This is a genomic window from Methylobacterium nonmethylotrophicum, assembly GCF_004745635.1.
Lineage (GTDB): Bacteria > Pseudomonadota > Alphaproteobacteria > Rhizobiales > Beijerinckiaceae > Methylobacterium > Methylobacterium nonmethylotrophicum.
Window position 1 is genome coordinate 1 of sequence record NZ_SRLB01000048.1, and the last position, 22,916, is coordinate 22,916.

18 protein-coding genes are annotated in these 22,916 nt (G+C 72.1%); 6 read left to right on the plus strand and 12 right to left on the minus strand.

Features of this window, described 5'->3' with window-relative positions; all coding sequences use genetic code 11:
• Positions 1 to 274 precede the first annotated feature (274 nt).
• From EU555_RS32860 to EU555_RS32905, 10 genes are all read right to left on the minus strand, one after another.
• Positions 275 to 3,448: an efflux RND transporter permease subunit gene (locus tag EU555_RS32860; protein ID WP_135419539.1), complete on the minus strand. Its 3,174-nt coding sequence runs from the start codon at positions 3,446 to 3,448 to the stop codon at positions 275 to 277.
• Positions 3,449 to 3,517: 69 nt separating this feature from the next.
• Positions 3,518 to 4,738, minus strand: coding sequence for an efflux RND transporter periplasmic adaptor subunit (locus tag EU555_RS32865; RefSeq protein ID WP_135419540.1), 1,221 nt, complete (start codon positions 4,736 to 4,738; stop codon positions 3,518 to 3,520).
• A 310-nt stretch (positions 4,739 to 5,048) separates the two neighbouring features.
• Positions 5,049 to 6,971 carry a response regulator gene (locus EU555_RS32870; protein ID WP_135419541.1) on the minus strand — a complete coding sequence of 641 codons (1,923 nt, stop codon included), beginning with the start codon at positions 6,969 to 6,971 and terminating at the stop codon, positions 5,049 to 5,051.
• On the minus strand, positions 6,968 to 8,710 hold the full coding sequence (locus tag EU555_RS32875; RefSeq protein ID WP_135419542.1) for a response regulator: 1,743 nt from the start codon (positions 8,708 to 8,710) through the stop codon (positions 6,968 to 6,970). The genes EU555_RS32870 and EU555_RS32875 overlap by 4 nt, the downstream gene beginning before the upstream one ends.
• Entirely contained in the window at positions 8,707 to 9,774 is a 1,068-nt protein-coding gene (gene cheB, locus EU555_RS32880; protein WP_205821044.1) for a chemotaxis-specific protein-glutamate methyltransferase CheB, read from the minus strand. The genes EU555_RS32875 and cheB overlap by 4 nt, the downstream gene beginning before the upstream one ends.
• A 17-nt stretch (positions 9,775 to 9,791) precedes the next feature.
• On the minus strand, positions 9,792 to 12,086 hold the full coding sequence (locus EU555_RS32885; RefSeq protein WP_135419544.1) for a hybrid sensor histidine kinase/response regulator: 2,295 nt from the start codon (positions 12,084 to 12,086) through the stop codon (positions 9,792 to 9,794).
• Positions 12,087 to 12,111: 25 nt separating this feature from the next.
• Positions 12,112 to 13,788: a methyl-accepting chemotaxis protein gene (locus tag EU555_RS32890; protein WP_135419545.1), complete on the minus strand. Its 1,677-nt coding sequence runs from the start codon at positions 13,786 to 13,788 to the stop codon at positions 12,112 to 12,114.
• A gap of 33 nt (positions 13,789 to 13,821) precedes the next feature.
• On the minus strand, positions 13,822 to 14,478 hold the full coding sequence (locus tag EU555_RS32895; protein ID WP_135419546.1) for a chemotaxis protein CheW: 657 nt from the start codon (positions 14,476 to 14,478) through the stop codon (positions 13,822 to 13,824).
• Positions 14,478 to 15,950 (minus strand): CheR family methyltransferase, encoded by a 1,473-nt coding sequence (locus tag EU555_RS32900; protein WP_135419564.1) that lies wholly within the window; start codon positions 15,948 to 15,950, stop codon positions 14,478 to 14,480. The genes EU555_RS32895 and EU555_RS32900 overlap by 1 nt, the downstream gene beginning before the upstream one ends.
• The gene (locus tag EU555_RS32905; protein ID WP_342636507.1) at positions 15,947 to 16,414 is read right to left on the minus strand and encodes a chemotaxis protein CheW; all 468 of its coding nucleotides are present in this window, start codon (positions 16,412 to 16,414) and stop codon (positions 15,947 to 15,949) included. The genes EU555_RS32900 and EU555_RS32905 overlap by 4 nt, the downstream gene beginning before the upstream one ends.
• 229 nt (positions 16,415 to 16,643) lie before the next feature.
• Here EU555_RS32905 and EU555_RS32910 point away from each other — a divergent pair, with 229 nt between their 5' ends.
• The 5 genes from EU555_RS32910 to ilvN all read left to right on the plus strand — a co-directional run bounded on the left by EU555_RS32910 (position 16,644) and on the right by ilvN (position 21,094).
• Positions 16,644 to 17,318 carry an energy-coupling factor ABC transporter ATP-binding protein gene (locus tag EU555_RS32910; protein WP_135419548.1) on the plus strand — a complete coding sequence of 225 codons (675 nt, stop codon included), beginning with the start codon at positions 16,644 to 16,646 and terminating at the stop codon, positions 17,316 to 17,318.
• Entirely contained in the window at positions 17,315 to 17,923 is a 609-nt protein-coding gene (locus EU555_RS32915; protein ID WP_135419549.1) for an energy-coupling factor transporter transmembrane component T family protein, read from the plus strand. The genes EU555_RS32910 and EU555_RS32915 overlap by 4 nt, the downstream gene beginning before the upstream one ends.
• A 29-nt stretch (positions 17,924 to 17,952) precedes the next feature.
• Positions 17,953 to 18,498, plus strand: a complete 546-nt coding sequence (locus EU555_RS32920; protein ID WP_135419550.1) for a biotin transporter BioY — start codon at positions 17,953 to 17,955, stop codon at positions 18,496 to 18,498.
• Between the two features lie 252 nt (positions 18,499 to 18,750).
• Positions 18,751 to 20,529: an acetolactate synthase 3 large subunit gene (locus EU555_RS32925; RefSeq protein WP_135419551.1), complete on the plus strand. Its 1,779-nt coding sequence runs from the start codon at positions 18,751 to 18,753 to the stop codon at positions 20,527 to 20,529.
• Positions 20,530 to 20,551: 22 nt separating this feature from the next.
• Positions 20,552 to 21,094: an acetolactate synthase small subunit gene (ilvN, locus tag EU555_RS32930; RefSeq protein ID WP_135419552.1), complete on the plus strand. Its 543-nt coding sequence runs from the start codon at positions 20,552 to 20,554 to the stop codon at positions 21,092 to 21,094.
• A gap of 6 nt (positions 21,095 to 21,100) precedes the next feature.
• On the opposite strand, the gene EU555_RS36490 is transcribed toward ilvN, so the two are convergent.
• Positions 21,101 to 21,244 carry a hypothetical protein gene (locus EU555_RS36490; protein WP_167858738.1) on the minus strand — a complete coding sequence of 48 codons (144 nt, stop codon included), beginning with the start codon at positions 21,242 to 21,244 and terminating at the stop codon, positions 21,101 to 21,103.
• Positions 21,245 to 21,294: 50 nt separating this feature from the next.
• Positions 21,295 to 21,507 carry a hypothetical protein gene (locus tag EU555_RS32935; protein WP_135419553.1) on the minus strand — a complete coding sequence of 71 codons (213 nt, stop codon included), beginning with the start codon at positions 21,505 to 21,507 and terminating at the stop codon, positions 21,295 to 21,297.
• 664 nt (positions 21,508 to 22,171) lie between these two features.
• Here EU555_RS32935 and EU555_RS32940 point away from each other — a divergent pair.
• Entirely contained in the window at positions 22,172 to 22,819 is a 648-nt protein-coding gene (locus EU555_RS32940) for a glutathione S-transferase family protein (RefSeq protein WP_135419554.1), read from the plus strand.
• Positions 22,820 to 22,916 lie beyond the last annotated feature (97 nt).

The following is a 22,916-nucleotide window of genomic DNA, read 5'->3' on the forward strand; positions in this document are numbered from 1 at the left end:
CATGCCCCGTCTCCCGCTCCCGTCGTCAGGAGCAGGGAATCACGCCCTCGCCGCGCGTGCAATTTGCAAGGAAACCCACTGACCCACGCCAAGCCCTTGCACGCGCGAAGACGTGTGCATAACCAATCCGCGCGATCTTCCAACGATTTAGCCGTTCTTCACGGCCGACTCCGCAGAGCGCCGCTCCCGCGACGGCAATGCGCGCCTGTCCACCGCACTTAGCCAAGGGACGCAAGGCTCAGCCGTCGATCAAAGGGCGGGCTTAGCCCTCACATCAATGCACCGCCGCCCCCGCCGGCGCCACCGCCCCCGGCTCGGCCGGGGCGTGCCCCGGTGCCGGACGCCGCCGGGAGAGGAGCAGGATCAGCACCGGCAGGATGATCAGGATCAGCACCGGCGCCAGGCTCATGCCGCCGACGACGACGAGCGCCAGCGGCTTCTGCACCTGCGAGCCGACGCCGCCCGAGAAGGCGGCGGGGAGCAGGCCGACGCCGGCGACGACGCAGGTCATCACCACCGGGCGCATCTGGGTCATGCAGGTGCGCAGCATCGCCTCGGCCCGCGGCTCGCCGCGGGCCAGCAGCGCGTTGTAGTGGGTGAGCACGATGATGCCGTCCATCACGGCGATGCCGAGCAGCGCGATGAAGCCGATCGCCGCCGAGACCGAGAACGGGGTCTCGGTGACGGCGAGCGCCACGACGCCGCCGGCGGCCGCCATCGGGATCACGCTGAGGGCCAGGAGCGTGTCGATGACCGAGCCGAAATTGACGAAGAGCAGGACCGCGATGAGCAGGATCGCCAGCGGCACCGTGACCGACAGGCGGGCGAGGGCGCCCTGCATGTTGTTGAACTCGCCGACGAGTTCGAGCCGGTAGTCCGGCGGCAGCGTCACCTCCTGCGCCACGCGCTCGCGCGCCTCGATGATGGTGCTGCCGAGGTCCCGGTCGCGCACGCTGAACTTCACCGGCAGGTAGCGCTCCTGGCCCTCGCGGTAGATGTAGGCCGGGCCCGACACCACCTCGACGTCGGCGACCGCGCTCAACGGGATCTGCACCCGCCCGCCGCCCTGGCTCTCGCCGGCGATGCGCAGCTCGCGGATGGCCCGGACGCTCTGGCGGTACTGCGAGGCGAGGCGCACCACGATCGGGTAGTGGCGCTCGCTGCCGGTGTCGTAGAGCTCGCCCGCCGCGTCGCCGCCGATGGCGGTGCGCACCGTGGTGTTGATGTCGCCGGGGGTCAGGCCGTAGCGGGCGGCGCGCACCCGGTCGACGTTGATCTGCACCGTCGGCTGGCCGAGCGAGGTGAACACGCCGAGATCGGTGACGCCGGGCACGCGCTTCAGGGTCGTCTCGACCTGGCGGGCCAGGTCGGTGAGCTTCTGCAGGTCGGGCCCGAACACCTTGAACGAGTTTTCGCCCTTGATGCCGGAGACCGCCTCAGCGACGTTGTCCTGCAGGTACTGCGACAGGTTGAACTCGACGCCCGGGAACTCGGTGCGCAGGCGGTCGAGCAAAGCGGCGGTCATCGCGTCCTTGGTGATCCCCTCGCGCCACTGCTCGGCGGGCTTCAGGGGCGCGAAGAACTCGCCGTTGAAGAAGCCCGCGGCGTCGGTGCCGTCGTCGGGGCGGCCGTGCTGCGAGACCACCCGCTCGACCTCCGGCACCTCGGCGATCACCCGGCGGATCCGGTTGACGTAGAGGTTGCCCTCCTCGAGCGAGATCGTCGCCGGCATGGTGGCGCGGATCCAGAGGTTGCCCTCCTCGAGCTTGGGCAGGAATTCCAGGCCGAGGTTGCGCCCTTCCATGGCCACGCCGGCGAAGAGGAGGCCGGCGAGCCCCAGCGTCAGGGTGCGGTGGGCGAGTGCCGCCCGGATCACCGGCCGGTAGAGCCGGTCGAGACCGCGCACCAGGAGGGTCTCGACCTCCTCGATGTGCTCGGGCAGCAGGTAGGCCGAGAGGACTGGCGTCACCGTGAAGGTGGCGATGAGGCCGCCCGCCAGCGCGTAGGCGTAGGTCTGGGCCATCGGCCCGAAGATGTTGCCCTCGACGCCCGACAGCGTGAAGAGCGGCAGGAAGCCGGTGACGATGATGATCGCCGCGAAGACGATCGAGCGACTGACGTCGGAGGAGGCGAGCGCGATCAGGCCGAGCTTCCTCGGCCTGCCCTTGGCGTGGGCGAGGCCGGGGGGCAACGGGGGCCCGTGGCCCGAGAGGCGACGGAAGATCGCCTCGACCATGATGACCGTGCCGTCGACGATCAGGCCGAAATCGAGGGCGCCGACCGACAGCAGGTTGGCCGATTCGCCCCGCACCACCAGGATGATGACGGCGAAGAACAGCGCGAACGGGATCGTCGCCACGACGATGATCGCGCTCCTCAGGTTGCCGAGGAAGAGCCACTGCACCACCAGGATCAGCAGGATCCCGACCATCATGTTGTGGAGCACGGTGTGGGTGGTGACGGCGATGAGGTCGGCGCGGTCGTAGATGCGCTCGATGCGCACGCCGGGCGGCAGGATGCCGGCGGCCTCGATCTTCGCGACCTCGGCCTTCACCGCCTCGATCGAGGGGGTCGAGCGCTCGCCGCGGCGCATCAGCACGATGCCCTGGACGATGTCGTCGTCCTCGTTCATGCCGGCGATGCCGAGCCGCGGCTGGTGGCCGATGGTGACGGTGGCGACGTCGCGCACCAGCACCGGCGCGCCGCCCGATTGCGACAGCACCGTCTCGGCGATGTCGTCGACCGAGCGGATCAGGCCGACGCCGCGAACCACCGCCGACTGGCTGCCCAGGGTGATCCGGTTGCCGCCGACGTTGAGGTTGCTGTCGTTGAGGGTCTTGACCACGCCCGAGAGGGTCAGGCCGTAGGCCATCAGCCGGTCGAGGTCGACGCCGATCTCGAAGGTCTTGGTCTTGCCGCCCCAGCCGATGACGTCGATGACGCCCGGCACGGCGCGGAACCGCTTGCGCAGGACCCAGTCCTGCAGGGTCTTGAGGTCGAGGACGCTGTAGCCGTCCGGCGCGACGAGCTTGTAGCGGAAGATCTCGCCGATCGGGCTCACCGGCGAGATCGCGGGCTTCGCGCCGTTCGGCAGCCCGTCGAGCTGGGCCAGCCGGTTGAGCACCTGCTGCTCGGCCTCCCGGTAGCTGTTGGCGAAGCCGAATTGCAGCTTCACGTCGGACAGGCCGTAGAGCGAGACGGTGCGGACCTGCTTGAGGTCGGGGAGGCCCGAGGTGATCACCTCGATCGGCACCGTGATGTAGCGCTCGATCTCCTCGCCCGAGAGGCCCGGCGCCTGGGTGATGACGTTCACCATCGGGGGCGTCGGGTCGGGATAGGCCTCGATGTTGAGGCTCTGGAACGCCGCCAGCCCCCCGGCCAGCAGGGCCACGAAGGCCAGGACGACGAGGGCGCGCTGGCGTAGGGCGAGGCCGACGATGCCGTTCATGGCCGGATCCCGAGAGGAGCGTTGAGCGATGGGGGAGGGCGCCCCGGCCCGGGCAGCCGGGGCTGGTCGTCAGCTCTGGGTCGACATCCGGTCGATGAAGAGCGAGCCGCGGGAGATCACCCGCTCGCCCTCCTTCAGCCCGTCGAGGATCTCGACGGTCCCGCCGTCGACGATGCCGGGCCGCACCGGGCGGTTCTCGACCGAGTTGTCGGGCTTGATCACCCAGACGCTGGCCTTGTTGCCCTCGAGGATCACGGCGGCGCGGGGCACGGCGTGGGACAGGTTCTCGCGCTCGTTGATGATCCGGACGCTGGCGTACATCTCGGGCTTGAGCAGACCTTGGCGGTTGTCGATCTCGGCCCGTACGGTGATGCGCCGGGTCGCCGGGTCGACCGAGGTGCCGATGTAGTTGATCCGGCCCTCGAAGGTGCGCTCCGGATGGGCGGGCACCCGGAACAGGAGCTTCTCGCCGATCTCGGCCTTGGCGGCGTCGGCTTCGCGCAGCTGCGCCACCAGCCAGACCTTCGACAGGTCGCCGATGAGGTAGGACGGCTCCCCGCCGGTGCCGACATACTGGCCCGGGCCGATCTTGCGCTGGATGATGGTGCCGTCGAGGGGCGCGTTGATCGGGGTGTTGGGGTTGATCGCCGAGCCCCGCTGCAGCGCCGCCATGTCCTCGTCGCGAAGCCCCAGGATGCGCAGGCGGTTGCGCACCGCCTCGAGCCCGACCTCGGCGGTGCGGTTGTCGTTGGTGGCGCTGGTGAGGTCGTTCTGGGCGACCTGCAGCTCGCGCAGGGTCGTGGCGCGGGTCTCGAACAGGTCGCGCTGGCGCTTCTCGGCGGCCTGCGCGAAGGCGAGCTGCGAGCGGCTCTTGTTGAGCACGTTGAGGGCCGCGAGATAGTCGTTCTGGGCCTGCACCATCTCGTTGGCCTGGACCGAGAACAGCGGCTGGCCGCGCTTCACCTGCTCGCCCGCCCGGGCGAAGATGGCGATGACCCGCCCCGGATAGGGCGAGAAGACCGGGGTGGCCTGGTACTCGTCGACCCCGATCTTGCCCTCGGTGGCGATCTCCTCGAAGAACTGGCGCTTCACCACCGGCTCGCTCGACACCGTGGCGAGCTGGGACGGGGTGAGGGTGAAGGCGCGGGCCTGGCGGACCGGCACGTCCGCGAAGGCGACGATCGGCTGCTGACGCGGGCCCGGCCGCAGGTAGGGGTAGGCGAAGACCGCGCCGGCGACGGCGACGGCCAGGATGACGACCTGGCTCCTCAGTCTCAGCGTCCGGGGCATCCTGTCACACTCTCGTCTGCGGGCGCACCGCTGCGGCACGGTCGTCAATGACCGTTCAGCATCGCGAAGGCAACACTTAGCAAATTTTGTTGACGCGAGAATGAATGATTGCCGGGACCGGATGGTTCCGGACCTGCTGTGCCGCCCGCGAGACACTCGGTCCCCTCCGCTGGGGAAGACTCGGGAGAGAGGCCGGATGCAACGCCCGGAGACACCCGGGACGTCTGGAGCGCGCGGATCCTCTTCCGTGCGGGCGAGCCGGGATCCCGTGGCTTCTCTTCACCCATGCCTGCGGTGCGCGCGGCCGTGGTCACCCCTTGGGAGCGAGCAGGGCCGCCACCCGGGCCGCCAGGTCGGCGGAGGGAAAGGGCTTCTCCAGCACCGCGAAGTCCGCCGGGATGCGGGCGGCCTCGGCATGGCCGGTGACGAGCAGGAAGGGCAGGGCGGGGAAGCGCTCCCGCACCGCCTCGGCGAGATCGATGCCGCTCATGCCGGGCATCGCCAGGTCGGCGACCACGAGGTCGAACCGCTCCGATTCGAGGCGCTCCAGCGCCGCCTCGCCGCTCGGCACCTCGGCCTCGTCGTAGCCGAAGCCGTTGAGGAAGGAGGCGGTGACGTGCCGGACCTGGGGGTCGTCGTCGACCACCAGCACGCGGGCCCGGCGGGGGGCCGGGGCGGGCGCGCTCGGCGCGATCGGAGCCGCCTCCACCGCCTCGCGGGAGCGCGGCAGGTAGAGGCGGACCGTGGTGCCGCGCCCGACCGTGCTGTCGATCCGGATGGTGCCGCCGGATTGCTGGACGAGGCCGAACACCATGGCGAGGCCCAGACCCGTGCCCTGGCCGACGCCCTTCGTGGTGAAGAACGGCTCGAACACCCGGCTCAGGATCTCCGGCGGGATGCCGGTGCCGGTATCCGTGATGGCGATCACCGCGTAGTCGCCGGGTTTCAGGTTCGGGTCCTGGAGGTTCGGGTCGGCGCTGGCGCGGACCGTCTCGTTGCGGGTCGCGAGGGCGACGACGCCGCCCTCCGGCATCGCGTCGCGGCCGTTGATGCAGAGGTTCAGGATCGCGAGTTCGAGCTGGTCCGGGTCGACCTTCGCCGGCCACAGGTCGGGGCTGAGGTCGTGCTCGACCTGGACGAAGCCGCCCAGGCTCCGCCCGAGCAGGTCGTCCATGCCGCGGATCACCGCGTTGAGGTCGACGACCCGGGCCTGGAGGTCGCGGCGGTGGCTGAAGGTCAGGAGGCGCTTGGTCAGTGCCGCGCCGCGCTGCGCCGCCTGGGCGGCGTTGGTCATCAGGCGGGACAGCCGCGCGTCGCCCGCCACCTTCGGCAGGGCGAGCTCCAGGCTGCCGAGGATCGCGGTCAGGAGGTTGTTGAAGTCGTGCGCGACGCCGCCCGCCAGGGTGCCGAGCGCCTGCATCTTGTCGGCCTGGCGCAGGCGCGCCTCGAGCAGGCGCTGCTCGGTGACGTCGCGCGCGATCACCGCGAGGTGGACCACGGTCCCGGCGGCGTCGCGGATCGGCACCCGGGTGACCTGGCTCCAGCTCTGGGCCGCCTCCGGCCCGCTCGCCGCCACCGTCTCGGTCGGGGCGCCGGAGTCGATCGCGGCCCGGTCGGCGGCCTCGGCCGCGGCGGCGACCTCGGGATTCACGAACGCGGCCTCGGTGCGGCCGAAGCAGGCCTCGGGCGAGGGCGCGCCCAGGCGCGCGGCCATGCGGGCGTTGAGGCGCAGGAAGCGCCCCTCCCTGTCCTTGAACGCGATCGCGTCGCCCGCGTGATCGAGGAGGCCGCGCAGGAGGGCGCGCTCGGTGGCCAGTTCCCGGACGAGGCGGTGTCGCTCGTAGGCGCCCCGCACGGCGTTGCGCAGGAGCGTCGGGTCCCAGGGCTTGGTGACGTAGCCGGTGATGCCGCCGCGATTGAGGGCCGAGACCACCGCCGAGATGTCGGCGTAGCCGGTGAGCAGGATCGCCTGGGCGTCGGAGATCTCGCGCGCCCGGGCCAGGAGGGCGTCGCCGGTCAGGCCCGGCATGCGCTGGTCGGACAGGATGACGTCGATGTCGGGCTCGGCGGCGATCAGCTCCAGGGCCTCGGCCGGCCGGCTGGCGGTTAGCACCCGGTACTCGTCCTCGAGCAGATCCTCGAGGGCGACCAGGATATCCGGCTCGTCGTCGACGGCCAGGATCGTGCCGCGCCCGCCCGCGTTCATCGCCTCGCTCGTCGTGCCCACGGTCATGCGGCCCGCCTCGGAATGCTGATCACGAAGCAGGCCCCTCCCTCCGGCGCCGATTCCACGGACAGTTGCCCGCTATGCGCCTGCACGACGCTGTACGCAATGGCGAGGCCGAGGCCCGTGCCCGAGCCGACGGGCTTCGTCGTGAAGAACGGCTCGAAGATCCGCTCGCGCAACTCCTCCGGCACGCCCGGCCCGCTGTCGCAGATCCGGATCACGTCGTGGTCGTCGCGGATCGCCGTCTCGATCGTGATCGTGCCTTCCTCCGGGATCGCGTCGGCGGCGTTGCCGAGGATGTTCATCACCACCTGGTTGAGCAGGGCCGGCGAGCAGCGGATCTCGGGCGCGCCGGCAAAGTCCTTGCGCACGGTGATGCGGGTGCCGAGCTTGTGCTGGATCAGCGCCAGCACGTTCTCGATCGCGTCCGGCACGTTGACGGTCTGCATCTCGCCCTCGTCGAGGCGCGAGAACTTGCGCAGGTTGACCACGAGGTCCTGGATCCGGGCGAGGCCGAGGCGCATGGAGCCGACCCGGTCTCTGGCCTTGTTGAGGGCGCGCCGCGAGGGCGTGCCCTCCGGCACCGCGGTCGCGACCTCGCCGATCAGGCGCTCGACCGTGCCCTGGTGGGCGAGGATGAAGGCGAGCGGGTTGTTGATCTCGTGGGCGATGCCGGCGACGAGTTCGCCGAGGGAGGCCATCTTGGCGGCCTGGACGAGCTTGGCCTGGGTATCCTTGAGGCGGTGGTTGGCCTGTTCGAGGTCGTGGTTCGCCTGCGCCAGCGCGCCGGCCAGCGCCGCCTTGGCCTCGGCGGCGGTGGCCTCGGCCTTGGCGCGCTCGGCGGCGAGCGCATGGCGGCGCACCTCGTCGGCGACGCGCCGGTCGTCCTCCTCGAGGAGCTTGCGGCGCACCAGCGTGCGCACCCGGATCGCCAGCAGATCGGCGTCGACCCCCCGCGGCGAGACGTCCTTGGCCACGACGTCGTCGGCTCCGGCCGAGAATGCCTCGACCAGGAGGTCCTTGCTCGACGAGGCGGCGGAGCCGATGCCGACGAGATAGAAGCCCTGCGCCCCCGCGCCCGTGGCCGCACCCCGCAGGGCGTCGATCCGGCGGCAGAGCGCGATGGCGTCGAAGCCGGTGCCCAGGAGATCGACCGTGACGCAGTCGAAGCCCTCGCCCGGGGCCTCGAGCGCCGCCATCGCCTGGTCGGGCCCGTCGGCGGTGACGACCTCGTGGCCCTCCTGGGCCAGCAGCGCCGAGAGGTAGGCCCGGAACGTGGCCGAGCCGTCGATGACGAGGATGCGGGCGCGCCGGAAGCTCGCGGGCTGGCCCGGCTCGTCCGCCGGCACGGCGGCGCGCTCGCGCAGGAGCGCGCGGATGCGCAGGAGCAGCAGGTCGCGGTCGGCGGATTTCGGCACGTAGGCATCGGCGCCGCTCTCCAGCCCCTGGCGCTCGATGTCGCGCCCGCTCGCCTCGGTGAGCATCAGGACCGGCGTCGCCCGCGTGCGCATGGCGAGCCGCATCTGCCGGGTCAGCTCGTCGCCGTTCATCCCCGGCAGGTGGTAATCGGCCACGACGAGGTCGGGCAGGCCGTGGTTCATCGCCTCGAGCGCGGCTTCCGCGGTGGCGTGGCGGGCGACCGAGAAGCCGTTGCGCTCCAGGAACAGGCGCAGCTGCAGCGCCTGCGTCTCGGAATCCTCGACCAGCAGGATGCGGGGCGGTGTCGCGGGAAGCGGAGCCGTCACGGCGACAGGCCCGGCTGGACCGCCCGCAGGACGCGCGGGGCGATCAGGTCGAGGGGCAGCACGCTGCCGGCCGCCCGCAGGCGCACGGCCGCCGCCGGCATGCCGTAGACGACCGCCGAGCTCTCGTGCTCGGCGATGGTGGCCGCACCCGCGCGGTGCATGTCGAGGAGGCCCGCCGCACCGTCCTCGCCCATGCCGGTGAGCAGCACGCCGAGGCCCCGCGGGCCCGCCGAACGGGCGACGGAGCGGAACAGCAGCGTGGCGGAGGGGCGCTGGCCGCCGACCGGCGGCTCGTCCACGAGGGCGATGAGCCCGCCGGGGGTCAAGGTCAGGTGCCGGTCGCCGGGCGCGACGTAGACGTGGCCGGGCAGGGGCCGCACGCCCTCGCTCGCGATCACGACGGCGAGCGGCACGACGCCGTTGAGCCAGTCGGCGAAGCCCTCCATGAAGGCGGCGCCCATGTGCTGGACCAGCAGGACGGGAAGCGGGAAATCCGCCGGCAGGGCGCCGAGCAGCTTGGCGAAGGCCGGGGGCCCGCCGGTCGAGGCCGCCACCGCCAGCACGCTCGGGGCCTGAGTCGCGGGAAGCGGGCCGCTCCTCTCATCCCGGGGAGCGTCTTGCCGGGGAGCATCCTGGCGGGCCAGGCGCTCGGACCCGATCGGCCTGCGCCGGATCACCGGCACCTGGCTCATGATGCGCAGCTGGGTGCAGATCTGGTCGGAGATCGCCTCGTAGGCGCGGTTGCCGGTGCCGACCGGCTTCTCGACCACGCTGAGCGCGCCGGCCCGCAGGGCGTTCATCGAGATCCTGAGCGACGAATCCTCGATCGCGTCGGCCACCACCACGATCGGGGTCGGGCGCTCGGCCATGATCCGGCGGGTGGTCTCCAGGCCGTCGATGCCCGGCAGGCGGATGTCCATCGAGATCACGTCGGGCTGGACCCGGTGGATCTCCCGCAGGGCCTCCTCGCCGGAGGCGACCGCCGCGACGAGGGCCAGGCGCGGATCGCGGCTGACGATGTGGGCGAGGAGCTGGCGCACCACCAGCGAATCCTCCACCAGCATGACGCGGACGGGGGCGCTCACAGCAGCTGACCGATCGTGTCGAGAAGCTCGCGCTGGTCGAACTTCTGCTTGGTGATGTAGGCGTCGGCCCCGAGATCGAGGCCCCGGCGGATGTCGGCGGGATCGCCGCGGGAGGTCATCAGGATCACCGGCAGGCGCGTCAAGCCCGGATCGGCCTTGACCGCCTGGAGCAGGCCGAAGCCGTCGAGGCGCGGCATCTCGACGTCGGCGACCACGAGGTCGACGTCGCCCCCGTCGCGGCGCAGGCGGTCGAGGGCGTCCTGCCCGTCGACGCAGACGAAGACCCGGTAGCCATGCGCCTCCAGGATGCTCTTCTCGAGCGTCCGGGTGGTGATCGAATCGTCGACGACCAGCACCGTCGGCACGCGCTTCATCCGGCGCTCGGCCGCCGGCATCGGTGCGGCCGCCACCAGCCCGCCGGTCCGGGCGCGGGCGCACAGGCCCTCGGGGTCGAGCACGATGGCCGGACTCTCGTCGGCGAGCATCACGGTGCCGGACATCAGCGCGGGATCGCCGCCGACGGGCGGGGCCGGGCCGACGAGGAGCACGCGCACGTCGAGGAGCCGGTCGACGGCGACGGCGCAGTGGGAGGTGCCGCAGCGCAGCAGGACGGCGCGGACGAGGCCGTCACGGAGGGGAAGGGGGGCGACACCGGATCCGAGGAGCGACGCGAGGGGAACGAGCGGCACGACAACGTCCCGTCCCCCCTGGTTGATCCGCGCCGCCGGCTCGCCGGTCACTGACGCGAGGTCGCGCTCCTTGAGCCGCAGCAGCCCCGCGATGGCGCCGCTCGGGATCCCGAAGGTCTGCGCCGCCTCGCCCGGCCGCAACGCCGCCTCGACGAGCAGCACCGGCTGGCGCGCGGCCGAGAGCGGCACGGCGATCGTCACCTCGGTCCCGTAGGGCTCCGCCGGCCGCAGCGAGGCCCGGCCGCGCAGGGACCGCGCGGCCTCCGCCACCACCGACAGGCCCATGCCGCGCCCGGCGATCCGGTCGATGGCGGCGGCGGTCGAGAAGCCCGGCGCGAAGACGAGGTCGAGGATCGCGTCCGTCTCGGGCTCCGATCCCGGCGCCACCAGACCCTGGCGACGCCCGGTCTCGCGGATGCGGGCGAGATCCGGGCCGCGGCCGTCGTCGCGGATCGTCACGACGAGCTGCGAGCCGCGGGAGGCGACCGAGAGGGTGACGGAGAGCGCTTCCGGCTTGCCGGCGTCCCGCCGCGCGTCGGGAGATTCCGCGCCGTGGCTGATCGTGTTGCGCAGGGCGTGCAGCACCGGGTCCTTCAGCGCCTGGAGCAGGCCGCGGTCGACCTGGAGGTCGAGGCCCTGGAGGCGGACCTCTACCGCCAGGCCGGCCTCGCGGGCGATCTCCCTCACCATCCGGCCGTAGCCGCCGAACACCGTCTCGGCCGGGACCAGGAGCAGCCGGTCGGATTCGTCGCGCAGGCGCCGAAGCGCAGCATCGACGGCGCCGGTGCTGCGGCTCTGCACCCGCGCCAGGGCCGAGATGCCCCGGATCACGCCCCTGAGGTCGCCGTCGAGGCGGCGCACCCGATCGACGAAGCCGTCGAGGGCCGCTCCCGCCGGATCGCCCGCCTCGCGCAGGCGGCGGGCGAGCGCCACGATCTCGCCGGTGCGGCCCTGCACCGTGTCGACGCTGCGGCGCAAGGCGCGGGCGCCCGATTCGAGGCCCGCCACCGCGGCCCCGATCGTCTCCTGGCCCTGGAGCGCGGCGGTGAGGTCGTGCACCGCCTTCGACAGGTTCTCGATCTGGTCGCTGGCGACGCGCAGGTAGGCGACGGCGCCGTCCTGCGGGCCGGCCTGTGCGGGCGCCGGCTCGGGGGCCCGGTCGGCCGGCAGCTCCGGCGCCGGCTTAGCCGTCAACGGGGGCGCCGGCTGGGCCGCCGGGATCGGCGCGCCGGACAGGCAGGCGTCGAGGGCCGCGATGGCGTCGGCCGGCGCCGCGGGCTCGGGGGTCTCGGGCAGGCCCGCCACCAGCCCCTCGATCCGGTCGAGGGCGAGGTCGACCACCCCGGCGGTCGCCCGGTCGAGGCCGGCGCGGCCCTGCACCACCCGGTCGAACAGGGCCTCGAGCCGGTGGGCGACCTCCTCCACCGCCGGCAGGTCGACGGCCCGGGCGGCGCCCTTGAGGCTGTGGGCGCGGCGAAACACGTCGTTCCAGTCCGCGGGCCGGCCCGCCTCGGCCTCGGCGAGCGCCGCCCGGATCGCCGCGAGGTGCTCGCGGTGCTCGGCGTCGAAGGCGGCGAGGAGTAGCTGGCGGATGTCGTCCATCGGGCTTGAGCCGGCGTTCCGTCCGTCAGAGCCGGTAGCGCTCGGCGAGCGCCAGGAGGGCGCCTGCGAGTTCGCTGAGGTTGGCGGCGGCGGCCTCGACCTGGCGGGTGCCGGCGGCGGTCTGCTGGCTCGCCTGGCGGATGTTCTGGAGCGCGCCCATGACCTGCTCGATGCCGAGCTGCTGCTGGTTGGTCGAGGCCACGATCTGCTGGAAGGTCTGCACGCTCTCCTGCACCCGGGCGGTGATCTCCTCGATCGTCGCATGGGTGGTGTCGGTGCGCTCCTTGCCGACCGCGACGCGCTTGACCGCCTCCTCGGTCAGCATCACCGAGGAATTGATGCCGCGCTGGATGTCGCCGAGGATCGCCCGCACCTGGGACGTCGCCTCCTTGGCCTGGTCGGCGAGCGCCTTCATCTCGGAGGCCACCACCGCGAAGCTGCGCCCGCTCTCGCCGGCCGCCGCCGCCTCGATGGCGGCGTTGAGCGCCAGGAGATGCGTGCGCTCCGAGACGTCGTTGACGGTGGCGATGATCTCGCCGATCGCCTGGGTCTTCTCGCTGAGCGCCACGATGTTCTCCGCCACCGCCTCGCTCTGCTCGCGGATCGCGTCCATGGCGCGCGCGGTCTCGTCGACGGCGCGAAGCCCGGCGCTCGAGGTCTGGGCGGTGGCCTGGGCGGTGGCGATCACTTCCTGGGCGCGCTTACCGATCTGGGCGCCCGCATGGGTGATCTCGTCGACGGTGGCGGCGGTCTCCTGCACGGCGGCGAACTGCTCCTCGACGCTCGCCGCCTGCTCCTGGGCCGAGGCGCGGATCTCGGCGGCGGCGGCGTTGAGGTTCGAGGTCGAGGCGCGGTTCTGGCTGGCCAGCTGGCGCAGGCCCTCGACCATCTGGTTGAGCACGCCGCCCAGGCGCCCGAGCTCGTCGCGGCTGGTCTCGGCGACGCGTCCGGTGAGGTCGCCATCCCCGACCTTGCCCACGAAGGCCATCACGGCGTCGAGGGGCTGCACCACCGAGCGGCGGATCAGCACGGTGATGACGAGGGCCATGACGACGCAGACCGCGAGCGCCGCGATGGTCGAGAGCCGGCTCTCCTCGTAGATCGCGCCCACCCGGCGCTGACCGGCGGCGATGGCCCCGTCGAGGGCGTCGCGCGCCGCCCCCATGGTGCGCACGAAGTTCTCGCCCGACTGGTCGAGGGCGGTCTCGGCCGCCTGGATGCCCGGCACGTCGTTGGCGGCGATCGCCTCGAACTGGCGCTCCGTCGCGGTGCGGGTGGTGCGCAGCTCGGCCCCGGCGGCGACCAGGAGCTCCGCGATGCGCTGCCAGGCGGCGGCGCGTTCGGCCGAGAGGGACTGGGCCCGGTAGTCGTTGGCGGTCGTGATGGCGCCGGCGAGCGCGGTCTCGGCGGTCGCGGCGCTACGCCGCCAGGTCACCGTCGGCTCCTCCTTGGCCCCGGGCTCGCGGCCGAGCGCCCGCAGGTAGTAGCGGGTGGTCGCCTCGTCGCGCAGGTCGCTCATCCGGCGCTGCGCCTCGCGGATGGTCTCCAGCTGGCGCATCACCGTCAGGTCGCGGGTGACGATGATGTCGGTGGCGTTGCGCACCTCGCCGATCTGCCCGACCGCGTAGACGCCGAGCGCCACGATCACCAGGACGACGGCGGTGAAGCCGAGGAGGATGCGGTTCCCGATCGAGAGCGACACGCGTGAGGTCTCTTCAAGGCTGGTGGGAGCGGGTCAGGCCTGTCCGGAACGGCCGGCGAGGAGCGGAGCCAGCAGGACGGCCACATCGATGACGGGGAAGCCGATCGCCGGGACGTCGATCGCCGTGCGGCCGGGTCCCGCGCTGTCCGGTTCCCGACCCGGGTCATGCGACGCGGCGCGGGCATAGCCTGCCACCGCCCGCCTGCCCAGCCCCTCGGGCGGCGCCTCGACCACGGCCTCGGCCACCGACAGGACCCGGTCGACCTTGAGGCCGATGCGCGGGCCGTCCCGGCGCAGGACCACGACGTGGCCGGCCTCTCCCTCGGGGGGAGGAGCGCCCAGCGCCGGCGTGGCGCCCAGCGCCGGCGTGGCGCCCAGCGCCACCGCGAGATCGACCACGCTGACGAGGATCCCGCCCCGCCCGGTGAGGCCGATCAGCGCCGCGGGGGCCCCCGGCACCGGCGTGCAGGGCCGGAACGGAAACACCTCGGCGACGCCCTCGAGGGGCAGGCCGACCGCGTCGGCGCCGGCCCGGCAGACGAGCAGGCGGCGGGTCGGCCGCGCCTCGGGTGCGGTCCCGCGGGCGGCGAGGGTGCGGGTGCGGGCATCCAGGATCGCGTCGATCCGGGCGGCGCTCAAGGCCGCATCGCCGGGGAGTTGCGGGCCGGCGGCGGGCGCGGAATGCGGCATCAGGCGGCCTCGTCGCCGAGGACGAGCCGGGCGGCGCCGGCGAGGTCGGCGGCGGTGAGCCCGTCGCCCTCGGGCAGCACGGCGTCGGCCGGCAGGCGGGCGGCGAGCCGCACGGCATTCGCCACGGCGCGGCGGCCGGCCTCGGCGCGGCCGGCGGCGATCAGGGTCAACCCGAGGTGGTAATGCGCCATGACGAACCCTTTATCGAGGTAGAGCGCGCCGCGGAAGGCGCGTTCGGCCTCGTCCGGCCGGGCGCGGGCGCGGGCGAGCAGCCCCTCGTAGTAGCGCAGGCGCGGGTCGGTCGGGTCCTGTCCCAGAGCCGCCCGGCAGGCGCGCCAGCTCGCGTCGAGGTCGCCCGCATCGGCGAGCGCCCGGACGGCGGCGAGACGGGAGGTGTCCGCCGCCGCGGCGGGCTCCACCGGCGGGGCCGGGGGCAGGGAGAGGCGCCGCGGCGGGCGCGGCGCGGGGGCCGGCGCCGTCGGGGGCAGGAGCGGCACCCAGGTTGCGTCGAGGATTGGGGCCGGCCGCGCGAGCGGCGGCGGCAGGGCCGCCGGCAGGTCGGCCGGCAAGCCCGGCGCGGCCCCGTCCTCCGGGCGGCGATAGGCGGCGGTTCCCGGCAGCGAGACGGCGTCCAGGAACTCCGCGAAGGCGGGGTTCGGCTCGGCGTGGCCGAGCAGCAGCCAGCCCCCGGGCCGCAGGCGCTGCGCCAGGGCGCGCACCAGGGCCTGCACCGTGTCCGGGTGGAAGTAGATCAGGACGTTGCGGCACAGGATGAGGTCGTAGTCGGTCAGCGCCAGGGAGGCGGTGCCGTCGATGAGGCTCATCAGGTTCTGCGGCTCGAATCGGGCGAGCCCCCGGAACTCGGGACGCAGCGCGAAGGTGCCCTCCCGCGGCCCCGGCCGGAAGTAGCGCCCGCGCTCCTCCGCCCCGAGGGTGCGAAGCGCCCAGGTGCCGTAGACCGCGCGGCGGGCCACCGCCAGCACGTCGCGGTTGATGTCGGTGCCGGTGAGCCCGATGCGCCACTCCGGCAGGCGCTCGCCCAACAGCTCGTGCAGCACGATCGCGACCGAGTGGGTCTCCGGGCCGGTGGAGCAGCCCGCGCTCCAGATCCGCAGGCGCCGCTCGTCGCCGCGTGCCGCGATCCGTTCGGGGAGAATGGTCCGGCGCAGGGCCGCGAACTGCTCGGCGTAGCGGAAGAAGAACGTCTCCCCGATGGTGATCTCGGCCTCGAGCGCCGCCCATTCGGCCTCCGACTCCTCGAGCAGCGCGAGGTAGCCGGCGGGCTCGGAGAGGCCTCGGGCACGCATGCGCCGGCCGATCCGCTCCCACAGGAGGTCGTCCTTGTCGGCGTAGTAATGGTGCCCGGTGCGGGCGACGAGGCGGGTCTTGAGCGCCGCGAAGGCCGCATCGCCGATCGGGGCGGAGCCCCGTGAGGGTCCGGTGCGCGGGGCCGGACCCCGCGGGGGCGTCAGGCCGCCCACTCGGCGAGCCGCGCCTGCGCGTCCCGGGTCTGCGCCGCCAGCCGCACCCGCTCCTCGGCGAGGAGGATCCGGTCGACCGAGAGCCCATGCACCAGCCCCTCGCCGAGCCGGATCTCGGCGGCGACGCAGCCGTTGAGCGTCGCCGCGTCGGCGACCGGCCGGACCTGGTCCGGCGCGACCCGCACCACGTCCGCGGCTCGGTCCACCATCAGCGCCTGGGGCGTGGCGCCGTGGACGAGCACGAGGTGGCGGTAGAGCGCCTGGCGCGCCGCCACCGGGCGGCCGAGGCCGAACAGCACCGCGAGGTCGAGGACCGGCACCGCGCTGCCGGCGAGGTTGAGGAAGCCCGCGAGCGCCGCCGGCGCCCCCGGCGGGCGCCACAGGCGCGGCAGCGGCAGCACCTCGCGCACCGCCTCGCGCGGCAGGGCGCAGGGTGTCCCGGCGACATCGACCAAGAGGTATGCCGTCCCGGCCGTCATCGCGCTGCGCCCCGCTCGCTCGAACAATCGTCCGCCATCGCGGATCGCAGCTGAGATAGGAGAGGCGCGGCGGGTTTCCAAACCGGGCGAGGTGGGCCGTTCCTCCCTGTCGGGCCGCGCCGGAGATGCTATGAGGCGCCGCCCGGCAGGCCTTCCCGCCCTGGGACGGCAGCCTTTCCTGGGTCGAGAGAGGAGCGGACCCGTCATGATCGAGATCAGGCATGTCGGCCATGCCTTCGGGGAGCGCACGGTTCTGCGCGACCTGAGCCTCGACCTGACGGAGCGGCGGATCGCGGTGGTGGGCGGCAACGGCAGCGGCAAGAGCACCTTCGCGCGTCTGCTCAACGGCCTGCTGGTGCCGACCCGCGGCACGGTGCGGGTCGACGGGCTCGACACGCGCCGCGACGGCCGGGCGGTGCGCCGCAAGGTCGGCTTCGTGTTCCAGAACCCCGACAACCAGATCGTGCTGCCGGTGGTCGCGGAGGACCTGGCCTTCGGGCTCAAGAACCTCGGGCTCCCGAAGGACGAGATCGCCCGGCGCACCGACGAGGCCCTGCGCCGCTACGGCCTGCACGATGTGGCCGACCACCCGGCCCACCTGCTCAGCGGCGGGCAGAAGCAGCTGCTGGCCATCGCCGGCGTGCTCGCGATGGCTCCCGACGTCATCGTGTTCGACGAGCCGACGACGCTGCTCGATCTGCGCAACAAGCGCCGGATCGCGCAGGCCATCGACGGGCTCGCCCAGCGCGCCATCGTGGTCTCGCACGACCTCGACCTCCTCGAGGCGTTCGACCGGGTGCTGGTGTTCGAGGACGGCCGCGTCGTGATCGACGACAAGCCCGCGGTGGCGCTCCCGGCCTACGTGGCGATGATGTCGTGACCCCGTATCTGCCGGGCGAGAGCCCCGTCCACCGCTGCCCGCCCGGGGCGAAGATCCTCGCGCTCGTCGCCGTCGGCACCGCCCTGTTCGCGCTGCCGCGACTCGATCTCGCGCTCGCGGCCCTGGCCGCGACCGGCCTGCTCTACGGGCTCGCCGGCATCACGGCCCGCCTGGCGCTGGCGCAGCTGCGGCCGCTCGCCTGGATCCTCGTCGTCCTGGTCCTGGTCCAGCTCGCCCTCGACGGCTGGCTCTCGGCCATGCTGGTGGCCGCCCGCCTCGCCGCCCTGGTGCTGCTCGCCGGCCTCGTGACGCTGACGACCCGCAGCGCCGACCTGATCGAGGCGCTGCAGAACGGCCTCGCCTGGCTGAAGCCCCTGGGTGTGAATCCCGCCAAGGTCGGGCTCGCCATCGCGCTCACTTTGCGCTTCATCCCCGTGCTGGCCGCCATCACGGCGGAGGTGCGCGAGGCCCAGCGGGCCCGCGGGCTGGAACGCAGCCTGGTGGCGCTCACCGTCCCGGTCGTCGTGCGCATGCTCAAGATGAGCGACGACATCGCCGCGGCGATCGACGCGCGGTCGTATGATCCGGACCAGGCCGGCGGCTGACGCACGTCTCTCTCTTGCCAAGGACATCCATGTCGACCCGGGACATCGTCTTCGTCGCCCTCTTCGCTGCCCTCACCGCCGCCCTCGGCCTGTTTCCGCCCGTGACCCTGCCGGTGATCGGCGTGCCGATCACCGCGCAGTCGATGGGCGTGATGCTCGCCGGCGCCATCGCGGGGGCCAGGCGCGGGGGCACGGCCCTGGCGCTGTTCGTGCTCCTCGTCTGCGCCGGGCTGCCGCTGATGGCCGGTGGGCGGGGCGGGCTCGGCATCGTCATGGGGCCGGGCGGCGGCTTCGTGCTGATGTGGCCGGTCGCCGCCTTCGTCATCGGGCTCCTGTACGAGCGCGCCCTGCGCAGCCTCACGATCTGGAAGGAGGTGCTGATCCTGGTCCTCGGCGGCGTCGTGCTCACCTACGCGGTCGGCATCCCGTGGATCGCCGTGGTCGCCCGGGTCGACCTCGCGAAGGCGGCGCTCGGCTCGGCCTGGTTCCTGCCCGGCGACGCCGTGAAGGTCGTCCTCGCCGTAGCGATCGCTCGGGCGGTGCGCCGGGCCTATCCGACGCTTCAGCCGCGCTGATCGGTATGACGATCGCGCGGATCAAACCGGTTGACCCTGCCGGTCGACACGCGTAGGGTCCGCGCCACTCTCAGAAGGGCAGGCTTTCGACAGCATGCGTGCGGTCCTTATTGTAGCGGAGGCGCCACCGACGGGGCGGGCTTGAAGGCCCGGCATCCCAAGGGTGGCGCGTGCAAGGGTCCTTCGGGGCCCTTTTTTGTTGCCGAGAAGAACCCGAGAGCGCGGACAAGACCAGTGAGCGGGAGCGCGACGATGAGTGCGGGCGAGGTCATGACGGGCGCCGAGATGGTGATCCGGGCGTTTCAGGATCAGGGCGTCGACACCCTGTTCGGCTATCCGGGTGGCGCGGTGCTGCCGATCTACGACGCGCTCTTCCACCAGGACACGGTGAAGCACATCCTGGTCCGGCACGAGCAGGGCGCGGTGCACGCGGCCGAGGGCTATGCCCGCTCGTCCGGCAAGGTCGGCTGCGTGCTGGTCACCTCGGGGCCCGGCGCCACCAACATCGTCACCGGGCTCACCGACGCGCTGCTCGACTCGGTCCCGCTCGTCTGCATCACCGGCCAGGTGCCGACCCATCTCATCGGCTCGGACGCGTTCCAGGAATGCGACACGGTCGGCATCACCCGCAGCTGCACCAAGCACAACTACCTGGTCAAATCGATCGACGACCTGCCGCGGATCCTGCACGAGGCGTTCTACGTCGCCTCGCACGGCCGGCCCGGCCCCGTCGTCATCGACCTGCCGAAGGACATCCAGTTCGCCAGCGGCCTCTACCGCCGCCCGTTCGACAACAGCCACAAGACCTACAACCCGCAGACCCAAGGAGATCCGGAAAAAATCCGCGCCGCGGTGGCGCTGATGGCGGGCGCGCGCCGGCCGGTCTTCTATACCGGCGGCGGCGTCATCAACTCGGGGCCGGAAGCCTCGCGGCTGCTGCGGGAACTCGCCCGTGCCACCGGCTTCCCGGTCACCTCGACGCTGATGGGCCTCGGCGCCTTCCCGGGCTCGGACCCGCAGTTCCTCGGCATGCTCGGCATGCACGGGACCTACGAGGCCAATCTGGCGATGCACGAATGCGACGTCATGGTCTGCATCGGCGCGCGCTTCGACGACCGCATCACCGGCCGGCTCGACGCCTTCTCGCCCTTCTCCAAGAAGATCCACGTCGACATCGACGCCTCGTCGATCAACAAGACCGTCAAGGCCGATATCGGCATCGTCGGCGATTGCGGCTCGGTGCTCGGCGACATGCTGCGCGAGTGGCGTCAGCTCACGCCGGAGCCCGACAAGGGCCGCCTGACCGAGTGGCTGTCGAAGATCCGCGGCTGGAAGGCGCGCGAATGCCTTGGCTACTGGCCGTCCGGCACGACCATCAAGCCGCAATACGCGGTCCAGCGCCTCTACGAGGCGACCAAGGGGCGCGAGACCTACGTCACGACGGAGGTCGGCCAGCACCAGATGTGGGCGGCGCAGTACTACAAGTTCGACGAGCCGAACCGCTGGATGACCTCGGGGGGCCTGGGCACGATGGGCTACGGCCTGCCGGCGGCGATCGGCGCCCAGCTCGCCCATCGCGGCGCGCTGGTGATCGACATCGCCGGCGAGGCCTCGATCCAGATGAACATCCAGGAGATGTCGACCGCCGTGCAGTACCGCCTGCCGGTCAAGATCTTCATCCTGAACAACGAATACATGGGCATGGTGCGCCAGTGGCAGCAATTGCTGCACGGCTCGCGCTACTCCGAGAGCTATTCCGAGAGCCTGCCCGACTTCGTCAAGCTGGCCGAGGCCTACGGCGCCAAGGGCATCCGCTGCTCCGATCCGGGCAGCCTCGACGCCGCGATCGCCGAGATGCTGGACCATGACGGCCCGGTGATCTTCGACTGCATCGTCGACAAGACCGAGAACTGCTTCCCGATGATCCCGTCGGGCAAGGCGCATAACGAGATGCTGCTCTCGGACTACCTCGGCGAGACCGGGGCGGATTTAGGGGACGTGATCTCCGACGAAGGCAAGATGCTGGTCTGACCGGGCGAGGGTTTTGAGGACGATGAACGCCATGAACACCCACTACCCCGATCCGGTCCGCGTCGAGCCGGTGAACCGCCACACGCTGGCGGTCATCGTCGACAACGAGCCCGGCGTGCTCGCCCGCATCGCCGGCCTCTTCTCCGGCCGCGGCTACAACATCGAGAGCCTGACCGTGTCGGAGACCGAGCACGCCCGGCACATCTCGCGCATCACCATCGTGACGGCGGGCACCAACGCGGTGATCGAGCAGATCAAGGCGCAGCTCGACCGGCTCGTGCCGGTGCACCGGGTAGTGGACCTGACGCTGCAGGGGGACTCGCTCGAGCGGGAGCTCGCCCTGGTGAAGGTGGCCGGCAAGGGCGACCACCGGGTCGAGGCGATGCGGCTGGCTGCCGCCTTCGGCGCCCGCACCCTTGACGCGACGCTGTCCTCGTTCGTGTTCGAGCTCACCGGCACGACCGACGAGATCGACCGCTTCGTCAAGCTGATGGCGTCGGTGGGCCTCGTCGAGGTCTCGCGCACCGGCGTCGCCGCCATGGGGCGCGGGCCTGAGGCAATGTAGGGCGGGCTATTCGGCGGGCGGGGCGCCGATCCGCCCCGGCCCGCCGTATTCGCGCTCGAAGCGGCGCACGCCGTACAGGATGGCGGCGAAGCCGCTCACGGACACGAACAGGGCGAAAGCCAGCATCACGAGGGTGGCGTCCCAGGGCATCGTCACTCCTCCCGGCGCAAAAATCGGATCACGGCATGACCGGCACAATGTCATGCCAGGGACGCCGTGAACCAAGCGGCGCGCGATGAATCTACAATCGCAGCGGGCGTGCTCACCATCGGTACGATGATGGCTGCACCCGCGATGGCGATCGCCATCGCATTGACGTACGCTGCGAACAGTTTGATGTGCTCATTCAGGCGCTTAGCAGCATGCTTACGGCGCGCAGCAAGTTCCGCCGCATCGATAACCGATCTGGTCACGCAGGTCGCCTCGATCCAGATATTACCTTAGGTAAGAAACCGATCTCCGGCGGTCGATCCCCTCTTCGCCCCTGACGGTTGCCGTCATCCGGATCCTGCGGCGGAGGCCTGCTCGTTCGGGAACCACTACTCGGCCGGCGTGTCGCGGCCGCGGCGCAGGTCCCACTCGTGCAGCAGCAGGCCCGCCTATGCGGCGGCCATGACGATGGCGGGCGTGACGACGAAGGCCAGCAGGAACGATGCTGTCATGGGTCGAGTCCTCTGAGGACGCGGCGTGCCGTCATCTGTAAGCCGACCGCGGTGGAAACCCAGACGCCGACACCGGCCGCCAGGGCCCAGACCTCGACCAGCACACGGAAGTTGCTGACGTTGTAGAGTTAACCGGCGATCGGTGTGGCGATCCCCACCGTGAAACAGGACGTCGCCAACGTGTTAGGGGCGTTGGCGAAGAGCTTGATCCGCTCACGCTGACTCTCCTTCATGCCGCTCGATCCGAAGGTTATCTGCCGTCAGGTAACTCACGAAGGGCAGTGCGGTCGATCCTCCGACCGAACCCATGCGCCGAGGCGCAGTACCACCTGCCCGCCCGTCCGCGCTAAGGAACGGGTGCGCCGCCCGGCCCGGTCCCCAGCCGGCGCGACGGCGGCGGCGCCCGGGAGGCCCCATGTCCGACACCCTGACCCTCTACTACTCGCCGGGCGCCTGCTCGCTCGCGCCCCACATCGCCCTCGAGGAGACCGGCGCGGCCTTCGAGGCGATCAAGGTGGATTTCGCCACCGCCGAGCAGCGCGGCGGGCGCTACCTCGCCATCAACCAGAAGGGCCGGGTGCCGGCGCTCGCCGAGGGCGACTGGGTGCTGACCGAGAACCCGGCGATCCTGCGCTACATCGCGCGGCGCCACCCGCAAGCCGGCTTGTGGCCCGAGGATCCGCGAGAGGAGGCGCGCTGCGCGGAGTGGCTGGCCTGGATCTCCTCCACCATCCACCCGGCCTACGCCCATATCCGCCGGGCCGAGCGCTACGCCACCGACGAGGCGGCGATCGAGGACGTGAAGGCCAAGGGCCGAGAGACCTGCGCCGATCTCTGGACCATGATCGAGGTCGGGCTGTCGCGCGGCGGCTGGGCGGTGGGCGAGCGCTACAGCGTCGCCGACCCCTACCTGCTGGTGTTCTGGCACTGGGGCCGCGGCCAGGTGCTCGGCTACGACATGGCCCGCCAGTTCCCGTACTGGACCGACCACGCCCGCCGCATGGCCGAACGGCCGGCGGTGCAGCGCGCCTTCGCCCGCGAGGGCCTGCCGCTGCCGACTTGAGGGTCAGCCCCGGCAAGGTTTCAGCCTCTGTTTGACTCGCAGGACCAGCATCCTGAGCGTCTGTTCGATCCCACCCGCCACCTCAGGATGAGGTCGC

Bases quoted from the DNA above. Each gene is read 5' to 3' on its own strand.
- EU555_RS32870 (WP_135419541.1), bottom strand. From the start codon at position 6,971: ATGACCGTGGGCACGACGAGCGAGGCGATGAACGCGGGCGGGCGCGGC.
- EU555_RS32860 (WP_135419539.1), bottom strand. From the start codon at position 3,448: ATGAACGGCATCGTCGGCCTCGCCCTACGCCAGCGCGCCCTCGTCGTC.
- EU555_RS32940 (WP_135419554.1), top strand. From the start codon at position 22,172: ATGTCCGACACCCTGACCCTCTACTACTCGCCGGGCGCCTGCTCGCTC.
- ilvN (WP_135419552.1), top strand. From the start codon at position 20,552: ATGAACGCCATGAACACCCACTACCCCGATCCGGTCCGCGTCGAGCCG.
- EU555_RS32925 (WP_135419551.1), top strand. From the start codon at position 18,751: ATGAGTGCGGGCGAGGTCATGACGGGCGCCGAGATGGTGATCCGGGCG.
- EU555_RS32920 (WP_135419550.1), top strand. From the start codon at position 17,953: ATGTCGACCCGGGACATCGTCTTCGTCGCCCTCTTCGCTGCCCTCACC.
- EU555_RS32885 (WP_135419544.1), bottom strand. From the start codon at position 12,086: ATGGACGACATCCGCCAGCTACTCCTCGCCGCCTTCGACGCCGAGCAC.
- EU555_RS32910 (WP_135419548.1), top strand. From the start codon at position 16,644: ATGATCGAGATCAGGCATGTCGGCCATGCCTTCGGGGAGCGCACGGTT.
- cheB (WP_205821044.1), bottom strand. From the start codon at position 9,774: ATGCTGGTGGAGGATTCGCTGGTGGTGCGCCAGCTCCTCGCCCACATC.
- EU555_RS32865 (WP_135419540.1), bottom strand. From the start codon at position 4,738: ATGCCCCGGACGCTGAGACTGAGGAGCCAGGTCGTCATCCTGGCCGTC.
- EU555_RS32895 (WP_135419546.1), bottom strand. From the start codon at position 14,478: ATGCCGCATTCCGCGCCCGCCGCCGGCCCGCAACTCCCCGGCGATGCG.
- EU555_RS36490 (WP_167858738.1), bottom strand. From the start codon at position 21,244: ATGCCCTGGGACGCCACCCTCGTGATGCTGGCTTTCGCCCTGTTCGTG.